Origin of the sequence: Duganella aquatilis (assembly GCF_009674565.1) — a bacterium.
In the GTDB taxonomy this organism is placed as follows: Bacteria; Pseudomonadota; Gammaproteobacteria; order Burkholderiales; family Burkholderiaceae_D; genus Rugamonas; species Rugamonas aquatilis.
In genome coordinates this window covers 352,347-369,368 of record NZ_WKJL01000002.1, presented here as the reverse complement: position 1 = coordinate 369,368, position 17,022 = coordinate 352,347, and the positions used below count along the sequence as shown (strand labels likewise).

Annotated in this window: 21 protein-coding genes; 13 read left to right on the top strand and 8 right to left on the bottom strand. The window is 62.2% G+C overall.

Going from position 1 to position 17,022, the window contains the following annotated elements; genetic code table 11:
- The first annotated feature begins 2 nt into the window (after nt 1-2).
- Both GJ698_RS31345 and GJ698_RS06095 read left to right on the top strand, forming a co-directional pair.
- Nucleotides 3-269, top strand: coding sequence for a BrnT family toxin (locus GJ698_RS31345; RefSeq protein ID WP_154356711.1), 267 nt, complete (start codon nt 3-5; stop codon nt 267-269).
- Complete coding sequence (locus GJ698_RS06095; protein ID WP_154356710.1) at nt 253-480, top strand: 3-oxoacyl-ACP synthase; 228 nt, start codon at nt 253-255, stop codon at nt 478-480. Before GJ698_RS31345 ends, GJ698_RS06095 begins: the two co-directional genes overlap by 17 nt.
- Here GJ698_RS06095 and GJ698_RS06090 read toward each other — a convergent pair.
- Nucleotides 463-1,047 (bottom strand): 2-hydroxychromene-2-carboxylate isomerase, encoded by a 585-nt coding sequence (locus GJ698_RS06090; protein WP_154356709.1) that lies wholly within the window; start codon nt 1,045-1,047, stop codon nt 463-465. The two genes, GJ698_RS06095 and GJ698_RS06090, sit on opposite strands and share 18 nt — an antisense overlap.
- 47 nt (nt 1,048-1,094) lie before the next feature.
- Between GJ698_RS06090 and GJ698_RS06085 the strand changes: the two genes are divergently transcribed.
- Both GJ698_RS06085 and GJ698_RS06080 read left to right on the top strand, forming a co-directional pair.
- On the top strand, nt 1,095-1,550 hold the full coding sequence (locus tag GJ698_RS06085; protein WP_154356708.1) for a hypothetical protein: 456 nt from the start codon (nt 1,095-1,097) through the stop codon (nt 1,548-1,550).
- A complete protein-coding gene (locus GJ698_RS06080; RefSeq protein WP_154356707.1) occupies nt 1,511-2,422 on the top strand; it encodes a DUF2145 domain-containing protein in 912 nt (303 codons plus the stop codon). Before GJ698_RS06085 ends, GJ698_RS06080 begins: the two co-directional genes overlap by 40 nt.
- On the opposite strand, the gene GJ698_RS06075 is transcribed toward GJ698_RS06080, so the two are convergent.
- The 4 genes from GJ698_RS06075 to GJ698_RS06060 all read right to left on the bottom strand — a co-directional run bounded on the left by GJ698_RS06075 (nt 2,403) and on the right by GJ698_RS06060 (nt 6,022).
- Nucleotides 2,403-3,092 (bottom strand): FkbM family methyltransferase, encoded by a 690-nt coding sequence (locus tag GJ698_RS06075; RefSeq protein WP_154356706.1) that lies wholly within the window; start codon nt 3,090-3,092, stop codon nt 2,403-2,405. The genes GJ698_RS06080 and GJ698_RS06075 overlap by 20 nt on opposite strands.
- A 10-nt stretch (nt 3,093-3,102) precedes the next feature.
- Nucleotides 3,103-4,386, bottom strand: a complete 1,284-nt coding sequence (locus GJ698_RS06070) for a hypothetical protein (protein WP_154356705.1) — start codon at nt 4,384-4,386, stop codon at nt 3,103-3,105.
- Nucleotides 4,383-5,279: a hypothetical protein gene (locus tag GJ698_RS30605; RefSeq protein ID WP_208023779.1), complete on the bottom strand. Its 897-nt coding sequence runs from the start codon at nt 5,277-5,279 to the stop codon at nt 4,383-4,385. The genes GJ698_RS06070 and GJ698_RS30605 overlap by 4 nt, the downstream gene beginning before the upstream one ends.
- 104 nt (nt 5,280-5,383) lie before the next feature.
- The gene (locus tag GJ698_RS06060; RefSeq protein ID WP_154356704.1) at nt 5,384-6,022 is read right to left on the bottom strand and encodes an NAD(P)H-dependent oxidoreductase; all 639 of its coding nucleotides are present in this window, start codon (nt 6,020-6,022) and stop codon (nt 5,384-5,386) included.
- Nucleotides 6,023-6,115: 93 nt separating this feature from the next.
- Here GJ698_RS06060 and GJ698_RS06055 point away from each other — a divergent pair, with 93 nt between their 5' ends.
- Nucleotides 6,116-6,496: a MerR family transcriptional regulator gene (locus GJ698_RS06055; protein WP_154356703.1), complete on the top strand. Its 381-nt coding sequence runs from the start codon at nt 6,116-6,118 to the stop codon at nt 6,494-6,496.
- On the opposite strand, the gene fmt is transcribed toward GJ698_RS06055, so the two are convergent.
- Together fmt and def are read right to left on the bottom strand one after the other, a co-directional pair.
- A complete protein-coding gene (gene fmt / locus GJ698_RS06050; RefSeq protein ID WP_154356702.1) occupies nt 6,497-7,444 on the bottom strand; it encodes a methionyl-tRNA formyltransferase in 948 nt (315 codons plus the stop codon).
- Nucleotides 7,445-7,458: 14 nt separating this feature from the next.
- On the bottom strand, nt 7,459-8,001 hold the full coding sequence (def, locus tag GJ698_RS06045; RefSeq protein WP_154356701.1) for a peptide deformylase: 543 nt from the start codon (nt 7,999-8,001) through the stop codon (nt 7,459-7,461).
- A gap of 196 nt (nt 8,002-8,197) precedes the next feature.
- On the opposite strand from def, the gene GJ698_RS06040 reads away from it, so the two are divergent.
- The 4 genes from GJ698_RS06040 to GJ698_RS06025 all read left to right on the top strand — a co-directional run bounded on the left by GJ698_RS06040 (nt 8,198) and on the right by GJ698_RS06025 (nt 13,802).
- The gene (locus GJ698_RS06040; RefSeq protein WP_154356700.1) at nt 8,198-9,298 is read left to right on the top strand and encodes a LysM peptidoglycan-binding domain-containing protein; all 1,101 of its coding nucleotides are present in this window, start codon (nt 8,198-8,200) and stop codon (nt 9,296-9,298) included.
- Between the two features lie 8 nt (nt 9,299-9,306).
- Nucleotides 9,307-10,422, top strand: a complete 1,116-nt coding sequence (gene dprA / locus GJ698_RS06035; RefSeq protein ID WP_371865150.1) for a DNA-processing protein DprA — start codon at nt 9,307-9,309, stop codon at nt 10,420-10,422.
- 43 nt (nt 10,423-10,465) lie between these two features.
- The gene (locus GJ698_RS06030; RefSeq protein ID WP_154356699.1) at nt 10,466-10,930 is read left to right on the top strand and encodes a Smg family protein; all 465 of its coding nucleotides are present in this window, start codon (nt 10,466-10,468) and stop codon (nt 10,928-10,930) included.
- Nucleotides 10,931-11,129: 199 nt separating this feature from the next.
- Entirely contained in the window at nt 11,130-13,802 is a 2,673-nt protein-coding gene (locus tag GJ698_RS06025) for a DNA topoisomerase III (protein ID WP_154356698.1), read from the top strand.
- Nucleotides 13,803-13,827: 25 nt separating this feature from the next.
- Here GJ698_RS06025 and GJ698_RS06020 read toward each other — a convergent pair whose 3' ends face one another.
- Nucleotides 13,828-14,427, bottom strand: coding sequence for a hypothetical protein (locus GJ698_RS06020; protein WP_154356697.1), 600 nt, complete (start codon nt 14,425-14,427; stop codon nt 13,828-13,830).
- 103 nt (nt 14,428-14,530) lie between these two features.
- On the opposite strand from GJ698_RS06020, the gene GJ698_RS06015 reads away from it, so the two are divergent.
- The 4 genes from GJ698_RS06015 (at nt 14,531) to GJ698_RS06000 (ending at nt 16,950) form a co-directional block, all read left to right on the top strand.
- Nucleotides 14,531-14,851 carry a metalloregulator ArsR/SmtB family transcription factor gene (locus GJ698_RS06015; protein ID WP_154356696.1) on the top strand — a complete coding sequence of 107 codons (321 nt, stop codon included), beginning with the start codon at nt 14,531-14,533 and terminating at the stop codon, nt 14,849-14,851.
- A 27-nt stretch (nt 14,852-14,878) separates the two neighbouring features.
- A complete protein-coding gene (locus GJ698_RS06010; RefSeq protein ID WP_154356695.1) occupies nt 14,879-15,889 on the top strand; it encodes an acyl-CoA desaturase in 1,011 nt (336 codons plus the stop codon).
- Nucleotides 15,886-16,368 carry a hypothetical protein gene (locus GJ698_RS06005; RefSeq protein WP_154356694.1) on the top strand — a complete coding sequence of 161 codons (483 nt, stop codon included), beginning with the start codon at nt 15,886-15,888 and terminating at the stop codon, nt 16,366-16,368. The genes GJ698_RS06010 and GJ698_RS06005 overlap by 4 nt, the downstream gene beginning before the upstream one ends.
- A gap of 90 nt (nt 16,369-16,458) precedes the next feature.
- Entirely contained in the window at nt 16,459-16,950 is a 492-nt protein-coding gene (locus GJ698_RS06000; RefSeq protein ID WP_154356693.1) for a hypothetical protein, read from the top strand.
- The last annotated feature ends 72 nt before the right edge of the window (nt 16,951-17,022 follow it).

Here is a 17,022-nt window from a genome sequence, read left to right as displayed (position 1 = left end):
TCGTGGGAGAGGCGCGCCGGAAGGCTGAGGGCGGTCTAAGATTATACGGCATCCCTGAATATGCTTCAGCGAACAGCCGCATCGCCGCAACAATCTGCCATTTCGATGCGGATAGTCCACTGGACGAGGACCGCTACGTGGCAATTGGTTTTTCAGCCGCGCGGTTGCTGGCGGTCGTATTTGTAAATCGAGACGCTGATACGACCAGGATTATTTCGGCTCGAAAAGCATTGAGGTCTGAGGAGAAAAGATATGAGCGAGGCTATTGATCTAAGTGATATCCCGGAACTGGGCGAAGAATTCTTTGTGAAAGCGCGAAGAATCAGCCCACTGGTCCAAAAACACACGGTGCTGGTTGATCGCGAGGTTTATGAGTGGTTTAAAGACACGTTTCCTGAGCCTGAATCTTCAAAGCGTATTGATCAGATTTTGCGTGTTTATATGGAGAGGTATCGGGGCAGGCTAGCGGCGCTTGGCTAGGGCGTCGGAGAGGCGGTCGTTGCCCCAGTACATTTCGTTGTCGACAAAGAAGGTGGGGGCGCCGAACAGGTGGCGGGACTTGGCTTCTTCGCTGCGCGCCCGCAGGCGGGCCTTGTTGTCGTCGGATTGGGCGGCGGCGAGCAGGGTGGCGGCGTCGAGGCCGATGCTGGTCAGGATGGCGGCGATGCAGTCCGAGCTGCCGATGTCTTCGTCATGCTCGAAGTTGGCCAGCATGGTGCGTGCGCAGAATTCCGCCATCCACGGCTGATGCTCGCCCAGCAATGCCACGCGCGCCGCCAGCAGCGAGCGGCGCGGAAATTCGGAAGGCTGGCGCCACGGCAGGCCGTACTTGGCGCACTCGCGCGCCATGTCCATCCACATATAGTCGCCCTTGTCTTTTTGCAGCACAAACGGCGAATTGTCCCAGCCCTGTTCCTTGAAGATCGGCCCCAGCAGGAACGGCTTCCACTGCACGATCACATCCCGCTGCCGCGCCAGGCGCAACACGCTCACGTAGCTGTAGGTGCTGGCAAAGTCGAACCAGCAGGCGATTTCGGATGCGGGCATGGCTATCTCCTTTATACTTCCTTATTGGCACAATTCAGGAAGTTTAAATGAATATCACTTTGACCATGCGATTGATCTGCGCCGCCGGCGCATTAGGCCTGGCCTTGCAGGCGCAGGCGGAGAGTATTGCGTCGTCCGCTTCCAGCGCTGGCTCGGCGTCGAGCGGCAGTGTGTCCGATTCGCTGGCCGGTTCCAGCAACAGCTCGAACAAGAATCACAGGGTGGCCGATGCGGATTACCGCATTATCGATATCGCCGCCACGCCGGACCACGCCGACCGCACCCGCGTCACCATGCAGGCCGCCGATCCCGAGCAGCGCGTTGTGCTCGACCTGCCGCAAGCCACCTTCGACAAGCAGCAGCTGGCCGTTGGCGATACGATGTACGCGCACAACCGCGTCTACGGCGTCGAGTTCGGCCGTGCCGACAATCGCCAGCCGTTCTACCTGGTACTGGCCGATGAATGGTATGGCGAACTGGCATCGCGTCCCCTGAGCCTTTGAAATTCCTGCGCGCGCTGGCGCTGGGACTGCTGATGGCGGCAGGCTCGGCGCAGGCATCCTCGTCGCAGTTCTGCGATCGCTCGCATGAACTGACCGCCGCCGAGCAGGACCGTCTGCTGCGCTTTGCCGCCGTGCTGCGCGACGAACTGGCCGCCAACGATGACGGCGTGGCGCTGGTCAGCCGTTCCGGGCTGGACCTGTCGCGCTTCCATATCCGCTATTCGCATGCCGCGCTGGCCTGGCGCTCGGAGCAGGGATTGTGGGCGGCGCGCCAGCTGTACTACGCCTGCGACGAACACCGTCCGCGCATTTACGACCAGGGCCTGGCCGGCTTTGCCATGGGCACCGACGATCCCGAACTTGGTTACATCAGCATCGTGCGGCTGCCGCCGCAGCCTTTGCTGGACACGCCGCGTGCGCTGCACTTGCTGGCGGCGCAGTACAGCGCCAATGCCTACGCCTACAGTCTGCGCTACCAGAACTGCAATCAATGGCTGATCGAGATGCTGGCCGCTGTCTGGGGCGAGCTGCCGGACGGCGAGGATTTGCGCGAGCGCGCGCAACAATGGCTGCACGACGAGCACTATGCGCCGGAGCCGGTTGAAATCAGTTCGCGCTGGTGGATGCTGGCCTCGTACTTCGTGCCGCTGGTGCATCTGGACGACCATCCGGACGAGGATCGCGCCGCGCTCAAATTACGCATCAGCTTGCCCAGCACGCTGGAGACTTTTGTCCACACGCGCTTTCCGCAAAGCCAGCGCGTGGAACTGTGCCACGATGATCGTCAGATCGTTGTCCATCGCGGCTGGACGCCGATCGCCGACGGCTGCCAGCCCGCAGACGGCGACCGCGTCATCTCGCTGGCCGATTGATGCGCTTGCGCCATGCGGCGCTGTTCGAGTGCAGGTTGGGAAACGCCGCCGCGCGCACATAGCAATCGTCGATGAACACCGCCGTCACAAACACAAAACCGCGCGCTTCCAGAAAACGGCGGATGTCCACGCGCGCCGGCTGGTGATTGTGCTCGACGGTAATGACGTTGAAGGTGTGTTCGTCGAACGGAAAGCTTTGTAACAGCAGCAGCTCGCTGCCTTCCGTATCCAGGCTCCAGTAATCGATGACGGGCGGCGCCTGCGCCAGCGACAGTGCGGTGGCAATCGTCATGGTGCGCTTGGTGACCAGCGGCGGCATGCCGGCGGCATCCACCGGCAAGCGCTGATTCCTGATGGCGAATGCCAGCTGGCCTGGATCGAAGGCGTTCAACAGGCCGCCCAGTGTGCCTGCCGCTTCCAGGAAGGGCAGATCGGCCACGCGGTCGTACAGGCAGGCGTTCAGGCAAGCGCAGCGGCGTGCGCGTATCAGTTTGTCGTAGAAGCCTGTGTTCGGCTCAATGCACAGGCCACGCCAGCCGAATTCGCGTTCCAGCAGTTCCGTGTTGCTGCTGCGGACGCCGTCGGCGGCGCCGGTGTCGAGGAAAAAACCATCGCGCTTGCCGTTCAACAGTTGCAGCACCAGGCGGTCTTGTCCGAATTGGGAGGGCATGACGCATTCCCTATGTGCGATGGCGGCTGAAGACGTGCGAACGCCATGCGCTGGCTTGCCGGCCCCAGCGCGATTGCAGGTCCGGACGGCTGCTCAAGGTACGGTGCAGCTCGTCGTTTTCGCGATGGCCGTACAGCATGGTGACGTTGATGCGGTGATTTTCGAAGCCGGGCTTGAAATGCACTTCGTGCGTGCCGTGGAACAGGTCCGAATTGAACATCACGCAGCGGTTCTGGCGGTAGGGGACGTAGGTTTCCTGTGCATGGTTTTCGCGCAGGAAGGCTTTGATGATGTCGGTCCGGCCGTTGTAGGTGTGGAAGTCCCATGCCTGCGGCGCGTCGACGTCGTAGATCTTCATGCCGCCGCTTGCCGGATCGAGGTTGCAGGCGTCCGGCGTCAGCCAGAAATTGACGTCGACGGCGGCGAAGTCGGCGTGCAGGTTGACGTCGCGCGGCAGGTCGTCGGCGTTTTTAAAGCCCCATATCTGGCGCAGCGGGTAGCGCGGCGTGATCACGCGCGGCAGTGCGGCTTTCAGTTCTTCGGCGACTTGCAGCAGCAGTGCGCAGTTGAAGCCGTCCTGGAAGAATGCGCCGAAGCGGCCGAAGGCGTAGCGGATGCCGGTCCACACGGTGGCTTGCATGGCGAAGCGGTGCAGACCTTCCAGTGCCAGCGGCGTCAGGAAGTCGTCGATGATCACCAGGCCTTCGCCGCGATCGAGGAAGCGCTCCTCTATTTCGCGTGGGCTCCAGTTGGGCGACAGAGCGCGTTCGACGCGGCCGACCTCCGGCAAGTGGACGATGCGGTTGTAGACGTTGCCGATCAGCGAGCGCTCGACGCCGCTCAGGACTTTGCGATCTTCTTCGTGAAGGCGGTCGGCCAGGTCGTGATAGGTCTGGATGGTGGTGTCGAATTGCGGCGGCAGCAATTCCAGGCTGCGCAGGTAGGCAAACTGTCCCGCGTCGTGTCGCAATTTGCTAACGGTGAGGGAGTCGCGCGGCGCGCGTGGCAAGAGTTCGGCTTCGTCCGTTTGCGTTTGCTGCGGATACCAGGGACTGCGCCAGCGGTAGGCCAGCAGCTTGCCCAGCTGTTCCATCAGTGAGAAGTCGCCGCGCTCCATGGCGCGTTCAAGTTCGAACTGTGCCCACTGAAAGGAGCGCTCGCCGGTGGCCAGCTCCGCGCGCCAGGCTGCGTGGGCGAGGTCGAGGTGGCCGTCTTTCAGTAGCGCCAGGAGCTGGCTGTGGCGGTCTTCTACGTTGTCCGGCGGCGCGGGAGCGAGTATTTCGGCAAGGTTCATCGCTGCTCGCTTTCAAGCTCGGTCCAGAATGCGTCCAGCGCGCCGGCGCGGATCAGCTGTCTTGCGTAGCTGGTCAGGGCCTCCAGCGTGATGACCACGTGGCTGGTGCCGAGGAAGCGTTCGGTGTTCAGCGTGGTGGCGGTGGTGATCGGCGAGCGTGTCATGCCGGTGTGGGTGAATGGCGTGGTGCTGGGGTGTGTCTTGTCAGTGGTGTCGGTGATGTAGGTCTTCCAGGTGATTGCGGTCAGCGTGCTGTTTTGGTCGGTGCCGGTGCTGTCGGTGCCCGTGCTGTCCGTTCCGGTGCTGTCGGTGGCATCCGTACCCGTGGCGTCGGTGCCAGTGCCTGTGGCATCGGTGCCGGTAGCATCCGTGCCGGTGTTGTCGGTGCCGGTCGCGTCCGTGCCGGTGCTATCGGTGGCGTCATCGGTGCCGGTGGCGTCGGTCGCATCGTCGGTGCCGTCTTCGCCGATCTGGTGCCAGTGGCCGAAGATGGCTTGCAGCCAGTCGTTATCGAGCCGGATGCGCACCTTGTCGTTCAAGGCGAAATGCGACAGCGCGGACACCACATGAGGCGCGCGCTGCTCCACCACGGCCACTGAAAAATCCCGCACGAAGGATTCCTGCGTAATCGTCGTGCCGTCGCTGCGCATCGAGTAATCCCTGAACCAGGAGATCAGGTAGTTATTGGCCAGACAGGAATAAATCAGATAGTTCATCGCCGCCGCTTCCTCCGGCGCGATGCGCTTGCCGCCGATGTATTCGGCGGTAATCTGCGTGGGATCGGTGATGAATTGTTCGCGCAGCAGGAAATCCGATGCCAGCGCGCGAAACAGCGCGTCGAGACGCCGCTGCAGCGCCAGCTGTTTCCTTGAGCCAGTGTTGATGGCGACCATGATGCCTCCTCAATGACATTGATTGAGGATCAATTCTGGGTCTTTAAACGACGGGGAGATTTGATACAGCCCAAGCATCCGCGATGTATGCCTGGGCTGCGGTATTACGCCAGTTCGGTGATGAACTTGTCGCGTGGACGGCGTACTTTCTTCAGGTTCACCAGCCAGTCGCTGTCCTGCTTGCGGTAGCCCAGCGGCAGGATCACCACGCTGCGCAGGTTGCGTTCCTTCAGCGACAGGATCTGGTCCACGGCGGCAGGGTCGAAGCCTTCCATCGGCGTGCTGTCCACGCCTTCGGCGGCAGCGGCCACCAGCGCCACACCCAGGCCGATGTAGGCCTGGCGCGCGGCGGCGTCAAAGTTGGCCTGCTCGGTGCGGGCGGCGATGATGCCGTGCAGCTGTTTGCGATAGGCTTCCCAGCCCTCGTTGACGAAGCCGCGCACCTCGTTGGTGTAGTCGAAGGCGGCGTCGATGCGCGCCGGGGTGATGTTGTCCCATGCCGCGAACACCAGCAGGTGCGATGCATCGGTCACTTGCGACTGGTTCCATGCCACTTCGCGGATCTTGGCGCGCAGTTCAGGATTCTTCACCACGAACACTTCAAACGGTTGCAGGCCGCTGGAGGTTGGCGCCAGGCGGATCGCTTCCAGGATGCGGTGCAGCTTGTCGTCGTCCAGCTTCTTGGTGGCGTCAAAGCTTTTGGTGGCATAGCGCCAGTTCAGGTGTTCAATCACGTTACTCATATCGATATTCCTTTTATTTGATGGGCTGCTTCAGCAGACTCTAGCAGACCATCTTATAATAAGTTTCAAGTCAACTTGAGGGTCAAGCGAAAAATGAAGATCGGTGAATTAGCCCGAAAGTCAGGCATTGCTGCCTCCGCCATACGGTTTTATGAAGAGCAGGGATTGCTGGCGCCCATCTCGCGCACGGCGTCCGGCTACCGCGAATACGCCAGCAATGCGCCGGACCGGCTGAAGCTGATCCAGGGCGCGAAGAAATTAGGTTTCTCGTTGGAGGTGATACGCGACATGCTCGACGAGAACGGCAAGTGCTCGATCGAGAAGACGATGCAGCAGTCCGCCATTCTGCTGCGTGAAATCGAAGCCCAGCAGGAGGCGCTGGAGCGGCGCCGGCAGTCGCTGCTGATCCTGCGCGCCACGCTGCTCGACTATCCCGGCCATGAGCCGTGCCGCGACAGCGTGTCGGTCAACTGACTAGCTGAAGCTCAGGCCTTCCAGCGGGAAGCCCTTGATGAACTCGGCCGCAGGCAGGCGCTTGCCGCCCGGTTTTTGCAGCGAGGTCAGACGCAGCGCGCCTTGGCCGCAGGCGACCACGATGCCATGCGCGTCGGCCGACAGCACCTTGCCCGCCGGGCCGCTGCCATCCACCACTTCCGCGCCCCACAGCTTGACGACCACGCCGTTGACGGCGCCATGCGCGCCAGGGAAGGGATTGAAGGCGCGGATCTTGCGGCCGATCTCGACGGCCGATTGCGTGAAGTCCAGTGCCGCTTCTTCCTTGCTGATCTTGGCGGCGTAGTTGACGCCTTCTTCCGGCTGCACCACGGCTTCCAGCTGCTGGTGCTGGTACTTGTTGAGCGCTTCCACAATCATCCTGCCGCCCAGGGCCGCCAGCTTGTCGTGCAGGCTGCCGGTGGTGTCGCTGTCTTCGATGGCGATTTTCTCGATCAGCAGCATCGGGCCGGTGTCCAGGCCTTCTTCCATTTCCATGATGGTGATGCCGGTCTCGGTGTCGCCCGCTTCGATCGCACGGTGGATCGGCGCGGCGCCACGCCAGCGCGGCAGCAGCGAACCGTGAATGTTCAGGCAGGGCTTGATGTCCAGCGTGCTGCGCGGCAGGATCAGGCCGTAGGCGGCCACCACCATCACATCGTACGGCGTCGACAGCAGGCGCTGGTGCGCGGCCAGTGCTTCTGCGGCGCGCTGCGGGTCCTTGCTGTCCATGCGCAGCGACAGCGGCTGCAGCACTTCGATGCCTTGTGACAGCGCGTACTGCTTGACGGCGGACGGCTGCAACTGCATGCCGCGGCCGGCAGGGCGGTCAGGCTGGGTCAGGACCAGCGGAATTTCAAAGCCGGCCTCATGCAACGATTGCAGGGCGGTGGCGGCAAATTCGGGGGTGCCGGCGAAGATGACTTTCATGGCTGGGTCATCGATTAATAACGGCGGCCTTGGGCGCGCAGCTGGGCTTCGCGCTGCATGCCGCGCTCTTCCTTCTGCAGCTTGGCCTTGATGCGGTTGCGCTTCAGCGGCGACAGGTATTCAACGAAGACCTTGCCCTTCAGGTGATCCATCTCGTGCTGGATGCATACGGCCAGCAGGCCGTCGGCGTCCACTTCGAACGCTTCGCCCTTGACGTTGAAGGCGCGCACCTTGACCTTGGTCGGACGCTCGACGCCGTCGTAGATGCCCGGCACCGACAGGCAGCCTTCTTCGTAAACTTCCTTGTCGTCGCTGGCCCACAGGATTTCCGGATTGATGAAGGCGGTCAGCGCGTTCTTTTCTTCGCTGATGTCGATGACGACCACCTGCTCGTGCACGTCCACCTGCGAAGCGGCCAGGCCGATGCCCGGCGCGTCGTACATGGTCTCGGCCATGTCGGCCACCAGTTTTTCCAGGCGCTCGTCAAACACGGTGACAGGAACCGCAACTTTGTGCAGGCGTGGATCGGGGTAACGCAGAATATTTAAGATAGCCATGATAACTAAGTGAAAACTATGTGATTGCCTTGCTAATGCACGGCGATTTTCCCTACCGAAAACACAACAGCCGCGCGGTTTCCCGGTGCGCGGTTTCTCTTGCTAGTTCAGGGTTTTATGGGCAGAATTTGATTCAATTTGGCAAGCTTTACTGCTTTGCTGCCGTGTGCTTGCGGCGCACTTACTGGATCTATTAATGAAAAATTTTAGCACAGTCGGTAACCGCCTTGTTACGGCTGCCCTTTTTGCCGTGGCTTCCGTGGCGTCGGCAGCACCGCTGACCTGTGAATTCCGCGCCGACGCGCCGGACCAGCACGTGGTGGTCAAGGGCGATACCCTGTGGGATATTTCCGGTACTTTCCTCCAGAAGCCGTGGTGCTGGCCCACCGTGTGGGGCATGAACCGCGACGAAATCGCCAATCCGCACTGGATTTACCCGGGCCAGATCATCTGGTTCGACCGCGCCGCCGGCCGCCTGCGGCTGGGCAATCCCATCAACGCCAACGGCGCCGGCGATCCGTCCGCGCAGCGCCTGGGGCCGCGCGTGCGCACCGACGGCCTGGGCGCCGACGCCGTGCCGTCGATTCCGCCGGGCGTGATCGAACCGTTCCTGACCCAGCCGCTGATCATCGAGGAAGGCGACCTGACCGGCGCGCCGCGCATCGTCGCCACGCAGGAGGGCAGGGTATTCCTCGGCAAGGATGACAAGGCCTATGTGCGCGGCGACTTGCAGGGCAACACGTCGTTCCAGGCCTTCCGCCCCGGCACGCCGCTGAAAGATCCGGTCACCAAACAGGTCATCGGCTACGAGGCCTTCTATTTAGGCACGCTGAAAGTCCAGGCCGAAGCCAAGCCTGGCTCCGGCAGCGATGTGCACACCTTCATCGTCACCGGCGCTGCCCAGGAGATCGGCAAGGGCGACCAGTTGCGCGCCATGCCGCCGACGCCGATCCAGAACTATGTGCCGCATCCGCCCGCGCAGCCGGTCGACGCGCGCGTGGTGGCGATTTACGGCGGCGTCACCCACGCCGGCCAGAACCAGATTGTCAGCATTAATCGCGGAAAGCTTGACGGACTCGATATCGGCGCCGTGCTGCAGCTGTACCATTCGGGAGCAACTGTGAGCGATTCCACGGCCAAGAAGAGCTGGTTCGGGCGCGAGCAGCAGGTCAAGCTGCCGGATGAGGAAGTGGGCAGCTTGTTTATCTTCCGCACGTTCAAGCACATTTCCTATGGCTTGATCATGCAGGTGACAGCGCCGGTACAGGTGGGCGACGTCGCCAAGTCGCCGGAGTAAGCCGCGCCGTGCATGCCACGGACTCCCTTGCCGAATCGACCAGGCCAGCGCTGGCAGGCTGGCTGCGTCTGCAACAGACCGACGGCGTCGGCCTGCTGACCGCGCACAAGCTGCTGGAACAGTACGCCACGCCGGCCGCCATCTTTGCCGCCAGCCGGAGCGGCCTGCTGGAACTGGTCGCGCCGCGCCAGGCCGACGCCGTGCTGGCCGTGCCGGCCGACCTGGAACGTCAACTGGACGCCATGCTGGCCTGGCAGCAGCAGCCCGGCAACCTTCTGCTGACGCTGGACCATCCCGCCTATCCTGAAGATCTGCGCCACATCGTCGGCGCGCCGCTGATTCTGTACGTGAAAGGCAACGCCGGCCTGCTGCCGCAGCGTTCGGTCGCGGTGGTCGGCTCGCGCAACGCCAGCCGCCAGGGCGTGCTGAACGCCGGCCACATGGCGCTGGCGCTGTCGGACGCCGGCGTGACCATTGTGTCCGGCCTGGCGCTGGGCATCGACGCCGCCGCCCACACGGGCGGCCTGGACGGGCCGGGCGGCACCATCGCCGTGCTCGGCACCGGCATCGACCGCATCTATCCCGCCCGCAACGGCGCGCTGGCGCGCCGCATCGCCGAGGAGGGCTGCCTGGTCAGCGAATATGCGCTCGGCACGCCGCCGTCGCGCGACAACTTCCCGCGCCGCAACCGCATCATCAGCGGGCTGGCGCGCGGCGTGCTGGTGGTGGAGGCGGCCGCCAAGTCCGGCTCGCTGATCACGGCCCGGCTGGCGGCGTCACAGGGACGCGATGTGTACGCCGTCCCTGGCTCGATTCATGCGACACTGTCCAAAGGCTGCCACCAGCTGATACGCGAAGGCGCCAAACTGGTGGAAAGCGCCGCCGATGTGTTGTCCGCGATGCAAATGCTGGCCGACGGCCAGGCCGGCGCCCGCGCCGCGCCGGACGACAGTTTTGTCGACCGGGTGCTGGATGCCATGGGCGAGGATCCGGTGCAGGCCGAGGTGCTGGCGCTGCACCTGGGGCAGCCGGCGGGCGAGTTGCAGGGGCAGTTGCTGGCGCTGGAATTGGCCGGGCTGTTGGAACGTTTGCCAGGCGGCATGTTCCAAAGGCTGCGGGCTTGAACAGCACTTGTATCCAATTCGTGTTAACTGATAGAGTAGAGCCATGTTCGACGTCCTTGTTTATCTCTACGAAACGTATTACCGTCCCGATGCCTGCCCGGAACCGGCTGCATTGGCCAAGAAACTGTCGGCTGTCGGTTTTGACGACGTCGAGATTTCCGAGGCCTTGGTGTGGTTGACCGACCTGACGGCGATCGCAGGCGAGGAACAGGCGCTGACGGCGTCCTCCACCGGCACCCGTTTCTACGTGGAAGAAGAGCAGGATGCGCTGGGCGCGGCGGCGATCGGCTTCATCCAGTTCCTGGAGTCGGCCAAGGTGTTGTCGCCACTGCAACGCGAAATCGTCATCGAACGCGCGCTGGCGCTGGACGAGATGCCGGTTTCCCTGGGCAAGCTGAAGGTCATCGTGCTGATGCTGCTGTGGAGCCAGGGCAAGGAACCGGACGCGCTGATGTTCGACGACCTGTTCGGCTCGGACGAAGACCAGGCGCCGCGCCTGTTGCATTAAGTCGCTATAAAAACTTCCCTTTAGGCAATAAATCACGCCATAATCGGCGTCAGGATGCGGCTGCGCTTGCGGTGTCCTGGGCAATCCGCTTATTATTTGCGCTTTGACAAGACTGTGACGCAAACGTGCAGACTGCCGTGCGATCCATGTATGATGCGCATGCTGTCCCTCCCAAGTGTTAAAAACGAGATACTAAAATATGAGCAAAACCCTCATCATCGCCGAGAAGCCGTCTGTCGCGAACGACATCGCGAAGACGCTTGGCGGCTTTACCAAGCACGATGAGTACTTTGAATCCGACGAGTACGTGTTGTCCTCCGCCGTCGGTCACCTGCTGGAAATCGCCGTCCCGGAAGAACACGACGTCAAGCGCGGCAAATGGAGCTTTGCGCACCTGCCGATGATCCCGCCGTATTTCGCGCTGAACCCGATCGCCAAGACCGAGGCGCGCCTCAAGGTACTGAACAAGCTGATCAAGCGCAAGGACGTCACCGGCCTGATTAACGCATGTGACGCGGGCCGCGAAGGAGAACTGATCTTCCGCCTGATCGCGCAGAACGCCAAGGCCAAGCAGCCGGTGCAGCGCCTGTGGCTGCAGTCGATGACGCCGGCCGCGATCCGCGACGGCTTCACCCACCTGCGCAGCGACGAGGAAATGATGCCGCTGGCCGACGCCGCGCGCTGCCGCTCGGAAGCGGACTGGCTGATCGGCATCAACGGCACCCGCGCCATGACCGCGTTCAACTCGAAAGAGGGCGGCTTCTACCTGACCACCGTGGGCCGCGTGCAGACGCCGACCCTGTCGATCGTGGTCGAGCGCGAAGAGAAGATCAAGAAATTCGTGTCGCGCGACTTCTGGGAAGTGCGCGCCGAGTTCGTGTGCGCCGCCGGCGTCTACGAAGGCCGCTGGCTGGACACCAAGTTCAAGAAGGACGAAACCGATCCTGAAAAACGCGCCGAGCGCCTGTGGAGCAAGGCTGCGGCCGACTCCATCGCGCTGGCCGTGCGCGGCAAGCAGGGCAACGTCACCGAAGAAGCCAAGCCGACCACCTCGATGGCGCCGGGCCTGTTCGACCTGACCAGTTTGCAGCGTGAGGCCAACTCGCGCTTCGGCTTCTCCGCCAAGAACACGCTGGGCCTGGCGCAGGCGCTGTACGAAAAGCACAAGGTGCTGACTTACCCGCGTACCGATTCGCGCCACCTGCCGGAAGATTACATTCCGACCGTGATGCAGTCGCTGGAAATGGTCAAGGAAAATCCGAACTACCACCAGTTCGCCAAGCAGATCCTGGACAAGGGCTGGGTCAAGCCGAACAAGCGTATCTTCGACAACACCAAGATCTCGGATCACTTTGCGATCATTCCGACCACCATCGCACCGAAGAACTTGTCCGAGCCGGAGCAGAAGCTGTACGACCTGGTGACGCGCCGCTTCATGGCGGTGTTCTTCCCGCCGGCGGAATTCCAGGTCACCACCCGCTACACCGAAGTGTCCGGCCACCAGTTCAAAACGGAAGGCAAGGTCATGACCAATCCGGGCTGGCTGGCGATCTACGGCAAGGAAGCCTCGACCGACGACGACAAGGAAGGCAATGCCAACGGCAACCTGGTGCCGGTCGCCAAGGGCGAGAAGGTGCTGACCGACAAAGTCAATCCGAACGGCCTGGTCACCAAGCCGCCTGCGCGCTACACCGAGGCGACGCTGCTGTCCGCCATGGAAGGCGCCGGCAAGCTGGTGGAAGACGACGAACTGCGCGATGCGATGGCCGGCAAGGGCCTGGGCACGCCAGCGACGCGCGCCGCCACCATCGAGGGTCTGCTGACCGAGAAGTATCTGCTGCGCGAAGGCCGCGAGCTGATGCCGACCGCCAAGGCGTTCCAGCTGATGACGCTGCTGCGCGGCCTGGGCGTCAACGAACTGACCGCACCGGAACTGACCGGCGAGTGGGAATACAAGCTGTCGCAGATGGAGAAGGGCAAGATCTCGCGCGAAGAATTCATGCGCGAGATTGCGCAGATGACGCAGGTGATCGTCAAGCGCGCCAAGGAATACGACAACGACACGATTCCGGGCGACTACGCGACGCTGACCGCGCCGTGCCCGAATTGCGCCCATGTGGTGAAAGAGAACTACCGCCGCTTCGCCTGCACCCATTGCGAATTCTCGATGAGCAAAACGCCGGGCGGCCGCCAGTTTGAAATCGCCGAGGTGGAGCAGTTGCTGCGCGACCGCACCATCGGCCCGCTGCAAGGTTTCCGCTCGAAGATGGGCCGTCCGTTTGCGGCCATCCTGCGCATCGTGCGTGACGAAGACATCAAGAACTTCAAGCTGGAGTTCGACTTCGGCCAGAACGATGATTCGGAAGATTCGGAACCGGTCGACTTCACCGGCCAGACGGCGCTGGGGCCTTGCCCCAAGTGCGCCGGCGGCGTGTTCGAAATGGGCCTGGCATATGTTTGCGAAAACAGCGTCGCCAAGCCGAAGACGTGCGACTTCCGCAGCGGCCGCATCATCCTGCAACAGGAAATCCTGCCTGAGCAGATGGCCAAGTTGCTCAACGACGGCAAGACCGACCTGCTGCCGGGCTTTGTTTCGCAGCGCACGCGTCGTCCGTTCAAGGCCTTCCTGGTGAAGGGCAAGGACGGCAAGATCAGCTTCGAGTTCGAAGAGCGCAAGGCCAAAGCGCCCGCCAAAGGCAAGGCTGCCGCGGCAGCCGACGATGGCGCGGACGAAGAGAAAAAAGCGCCGGTGAAAAAGGCGGCTGCCACCAAGGCCGCCGCCGTCAAGAAGCCGGCGGCGAAGAAGGCGGCAGCCAAGAAGCCGGCCGCCAAGAAAGCAGCGCCTAAAAAAGCTGCCGCCACGGCGGAGTAAGAAAAAGGACCTTCGGGTCCTTTTTTTATGGCCGTCCGCCGCGCTCCACTTCGTCGAGATAGGCTTTGGCGATGGTGGCTTGCGCGAGCTTCTCCTTCATCTGCGCGACCTCGTATTCGTGGATGTCATCGATGACCTGCTGGGCGGCGTCGTAGCGGTCCGCCACGTCGTTGTCGTGCATGACCATCTGGCCGTTGGCAAAGCTGATCAGGTCGCGGTTGTCGTTGACGATGGTGAACATCTCGCGCACGGCGGCGATCCAGCGTTCGCGGTTGAGGTAGCCCTCGGCCTGGCTGGCCAGGTTCTTGTTGAGCGAATCGGCCAGTCCGTGTTCCTGCGCGCGTGCCTTGTCGGCCGGCAGCACGGCAATCGCTGATGTCAGCTGCTCCATGGCCGCCGTCACGAAAGTGGCGTACATCTGCTTGTGCTGCCGATGCAGTGCTTCCAGCTGCGCCACGGTCTCCAGCGCGCGACGCGTGCCGTCCACCGTCTCCACGCTCTCGAGCGTGAACAGCTGGTCCAGCCGCAACGCCGCCTGCGCCTGCTCGTACGCCATCGCCGCCTGCTGCGCGACACCAATAATCTGCTTGCTCAGCTGGATCAGTTGCAGTTCTGTTGGATGCATAAAGTCGGCTCCTGGTTTTGAAATAGCTTACCCGTTTTACGTTGTATTGACATGGCGTTTGATTTGGATTTAAATATTAACTTATTCGTTAATAAGTAAATCAATGGAACTGGATAAGGTATTCGAGGCGCTGGCATCCAAGCCAAGGCGGCAGATCCTGGCGTATTTGTTGGAGGTGGAGTTATCGACTTCCGACCTAGCGGCGCGCTTTGAAATGAGCGCACCGGCGATTTCGCGCCATCTGTCGATATTGGAAAACGCCGGACTGGTCAGCAGCGAGCGCAAGGGACAGTTCGTGCTCTACAAGCTGAACGGCGACAGCCTGGTCAACACACTGACCGGCTATGCGCTGGAAGTTTGTCCGGTGGGCCGTCCATTGAAACGCGAGTCGCGCGTACTGAGCAAGAAAAAGAAAACACCCTGAGCAGCACACACCGCAAGGAGGCTTCATATGGAGCAGCATCGTGTTCGGGCCGCAGCGCCCTCGGACGTGGTTGTCGGCGAAGTGCGCTATGCACCGCTGAAGTCGTTGTGGTTTCTCGGCATGGCGGGCACCGCCTTGATCGGCGGCTGGCTGACCTTCAGCTGGACCGCGTTCGCCGTCTTCCTGCTGGCGACCGCCACCGTGCTGCTGTTCGGGCACTCGCTGGGCAGCCACCGCAAGCTGATACACAATAGTTTCCAATGTCCGAAGTGGCTGGAATATGTGCTGGTGTATCTGGGCGTACAGGTCGGCCTGGCCGGTCCGCTGGGCCTGCTGCGCCAGCACGAGTTGCGCGACTACGCGCAGCGCTTGCCGGACTGCCACGACTACCTGCGCCATGGCCGTTCGATGTGGCTCGACGCCTGGTGGCAACTGAACTGCAATCTGCATCTCGCCAACGAACCGGTGATCAGCATCGAGCCGCACATCGCGGAAGACAGGTTCTACCGCTTCCTGGAACGCACCTGGATGCTGCAGCAAGTGCCCGTTGCGCTGCTGCTGTTTTGTCTGGGCGGCTGGCCTTTCGTCATCTTCGGCACGTGCGCGCGCGTGACTGCCGGCGTGTTCGGCCACTGGCTGGTCGGCTACTTCGCGCACAACCACGGCGCGATGCACTATGAGGTGCGCGGCGCTGCTGTCCAGGGCCGCAATATCCGCCTGACCTCGTTGCTGACCATGGGCGAGTGCTGGCACAACAATCACCATGCTTATCCCGGGTCGGCACGGCTGGGCCTGAAGTCAGGGGAGTGGGATCCCGGCTGGTGGATGCTGTGCATGATGCGCTGCTGCGGGCTGGCTTGGGATCTCAAGTTGCCGGACGATCTGCCGCCGAGATCGGAGCTGCGATCGCTCAAGGATACAACTGGTAACTTTTCTTACGGAAGTATGGTCGTCCTGGCGTTCGGTGGGCGCGTTGAATGCTCAAGAACGCTGATGCACAGCGGTCTGCCAACCCACAGCAAAGGAACACAGCCATGAAAACCAAATCCCTGATGATTACCGCCGGCCTGATGTCCATGATGAGCGTAGCCGCCTTCGCGCAAAATCCCGTGGCCCAGGTCCAGCAAGACAATGCGCAGATCCGCCAGGACAGCAAACAAATTCATCAGGACACCCGCGAGATCAAACACGACAACGCCGTGATCGCGGTGAAGAAAGGCGAAGTGGCCGCAGGCAAGCAGCAGCTGCACGCCGAGAAGCAGGAAACCAGGGCCTTGGCCCACGCCGAGCACGTCGAACTGAAGAAAGGCGACATCGCCGGCGCCGCGCAGCTCGACCAGGCGCGCCGCAACGAGCAGCAGGCGGTCCAGCAACAGAAGCAGGAAATCAAGCATGACCAGAAGGTCATCGCCCACCGCAGCGTGGACAAGCACGCAACGCAAGTGGCGCGCCAGGAGGATAAAGTCGAGCGTCATGTCGACACCGCCAAACGTGATCACGACGCCAACAAAATCTGATTGTCATCGCGATAAAAGCCGGGCGCCTCCAAGCCGCCCGGCTTTTTTGCGCTTGCGTTAGGCGCTGCAAGCAACTATATTGAAGCCATCATGACCGTCTCCCTCAACACCGTCACCTCCAATACTGCCTTCCAGCCGTATGTGCCTACCGTCGGCCAATCGACCACGGCAGCGACGTCGGCCTTGTCGTCGCAGGCGGTCAGCCTGTCGGCGCAATCGGCGGTGGTGGCGTCGCTGGGCGGTTCGACCGGGGCAACGGTGTACACACCGGGCGGCCTGATGAACAGCCTGACGCAGGCAGGCACGGTGGAAGAGCCGGTGACCACGCCGGTGGAGGGCAGCAATACCGACACCACCAACGCCGCACAGCTGGCGCAGGACCAGGGCATCGTCTCCACGCTGTCGAGCAGCGCCACCGGTTCCGGCGTGTATTCCGGCACCGGCAGCGTCGGTGGCGCCATGTCCGAACAGGCCGCCGCCAACTGGGCCGATCTGCTGAAAACCAATCCGAATCTGGCCGGCACCGTCATCTCGAATTCCTTCACGATGGGCATCGTCAGCTCGCTTTCTGTCACTGCCTAGTCATTCGCGAGCAGTAAACTTGTTGCCGTGCTAAACTATTGATTCTTTTGGGCAATTGTTGGTCTTCCGCCC

Excerpts from the sequence above, each read along its gene's own strand:
- fmt (WP_154356702.1), bottom strand. The coding sequence starts at position 7,444 with ATGAAAGTCATCTTCGCCGGCACCCCCGAATTTGCCGCCACCGCCCTG.
- GJ698_RS06055 (WP_154356703.1), top strand. The coding sequence starts at position 6,116 with ATGAAGATCGGTGAATTAGCCCGAAAGTCAGGCATTGCTGCCTCCGCC.
- GJ698_RS06005 (WP_154356694.1), top strand. The coding sequence starts at position 15,886 with ATGAAAACCAAATCCCTGATGATTACCGCCGGCCTGATGTCCATGATG.
- GJ698_RS06060 (WP_154356704.1), bottom strand. The coding sequence starts at position 6,022 with ATGAGTAACGTGATTGAACACCTGAACTGGCGCTATGCCACCAAAAGC.
- GJ698_RS30605 (WP_208023779.1), bottom strand. The coding sequence starts at position 5,279 with ATGGTCGCCATCAACACTGGCTCAAGGAAACAGCTGGCGCTGCAGCGG.
- GJ698_RS06040 (WP_154356700.1), top strand. The coding sequence starts at position 8,198 with ATGAAAAATTTTAGCACAGTCGGTAACCGCCTTGTTACGGCTGCCCTT.
- GJ698_RS06025 (WP_154356698.1), top strand. The coding sequence starts at position 11,130 with ATGAGCAAAACCCTCATCATCGCCGAGAAGCCGTCTGTCGCGAACGAC.
- GJ698_RS06095 (WP_154356710.1), top strand. The coding sequence starts at position 253 with ATGAGCGAGGCTATTGATCTAAGTGATATCCCGGAACTGGGCGAAGAA.
- def (WP_154356701.1), bottom strand. The coding sequence starts at position 8,001 with ATGGCTATCTTAAATATTCTGCGTTACCCCGATCCACGCCTGCACAAA.
- GJ698_RS06070 (WP_154356705.1), bottom strand. The coding sequence starts at position 4,386 with ATGAACCTTGCCGAAATACTCGCTCCCGCGCCGCCGGACAACGTAGAA.
- GJ698_RS06030 (WP_154356699.1), top strand. The coding sequence starts at position 10,466 with ATGTTCGACGTCCTTGTTTATCTCTACGAAACGTATTACCGTCCCGAT.
- GJ698_RS06085 (WP_154356708.1), top strand. The coding sequence starts at position 1,095 with ATGAATATCACTTTGACCATGCGATTGATCTGCGCCGCCGGCGCATTA.
- GJ698_RS06080 (WP_154356707.1), top strand. The coding sequence starts at position 1,511 with ATGGTATGGCGAACTGGCATCGCGTCCCCTGAGCCTTTGAAATTCCTG.
- GJ698_RS06015 (WP_154356696.1), top strand. The coding sequence starts at position 14,531 with ATGGAACTGGATAAGGTATTCGAGGCGCTGGCATCCAAGCCAAGGCGG.
- GJ698_RS06090 (WP_154356709.1), bottom strand. The coding sequence starts at position 1,047 with ATGCCCGCATCCGAAATCGCCTGCTGGTTCGACTTTGCCAGCACCTAC.
- GJ698_RS06010 (WP_154356695.1), top strand. The coding sequence starts at position 14,879 with ATGGAGCAGCATCGTGTTCGGGCCGCAGCGCCCTCGGACGTGGTTGTC.
- GJ698_RS06000 (WP_154356693.1), top strand. The coding sequence starts at position 16,459 with ATGACCGTCTCCCTCAACACCGTCACCTCCAATACTGCCTTCCAGCCG.
- GJ698_RS06075 (WP_154356706.1), bottom strand. The coding sequence starts at position 3,092 with ATGCCCTCCCAATTCGGACAAGACCGCCTGGTGCTGCAACTGTTGAAC.
- GJ698_RS06020 (WP_154356697.1), bottom strand. The coding sequence starts at position 14,427 with ATGCATCCAACAGAACTGCAACTGATCCAGCTGAGCAAGCAGATTATT.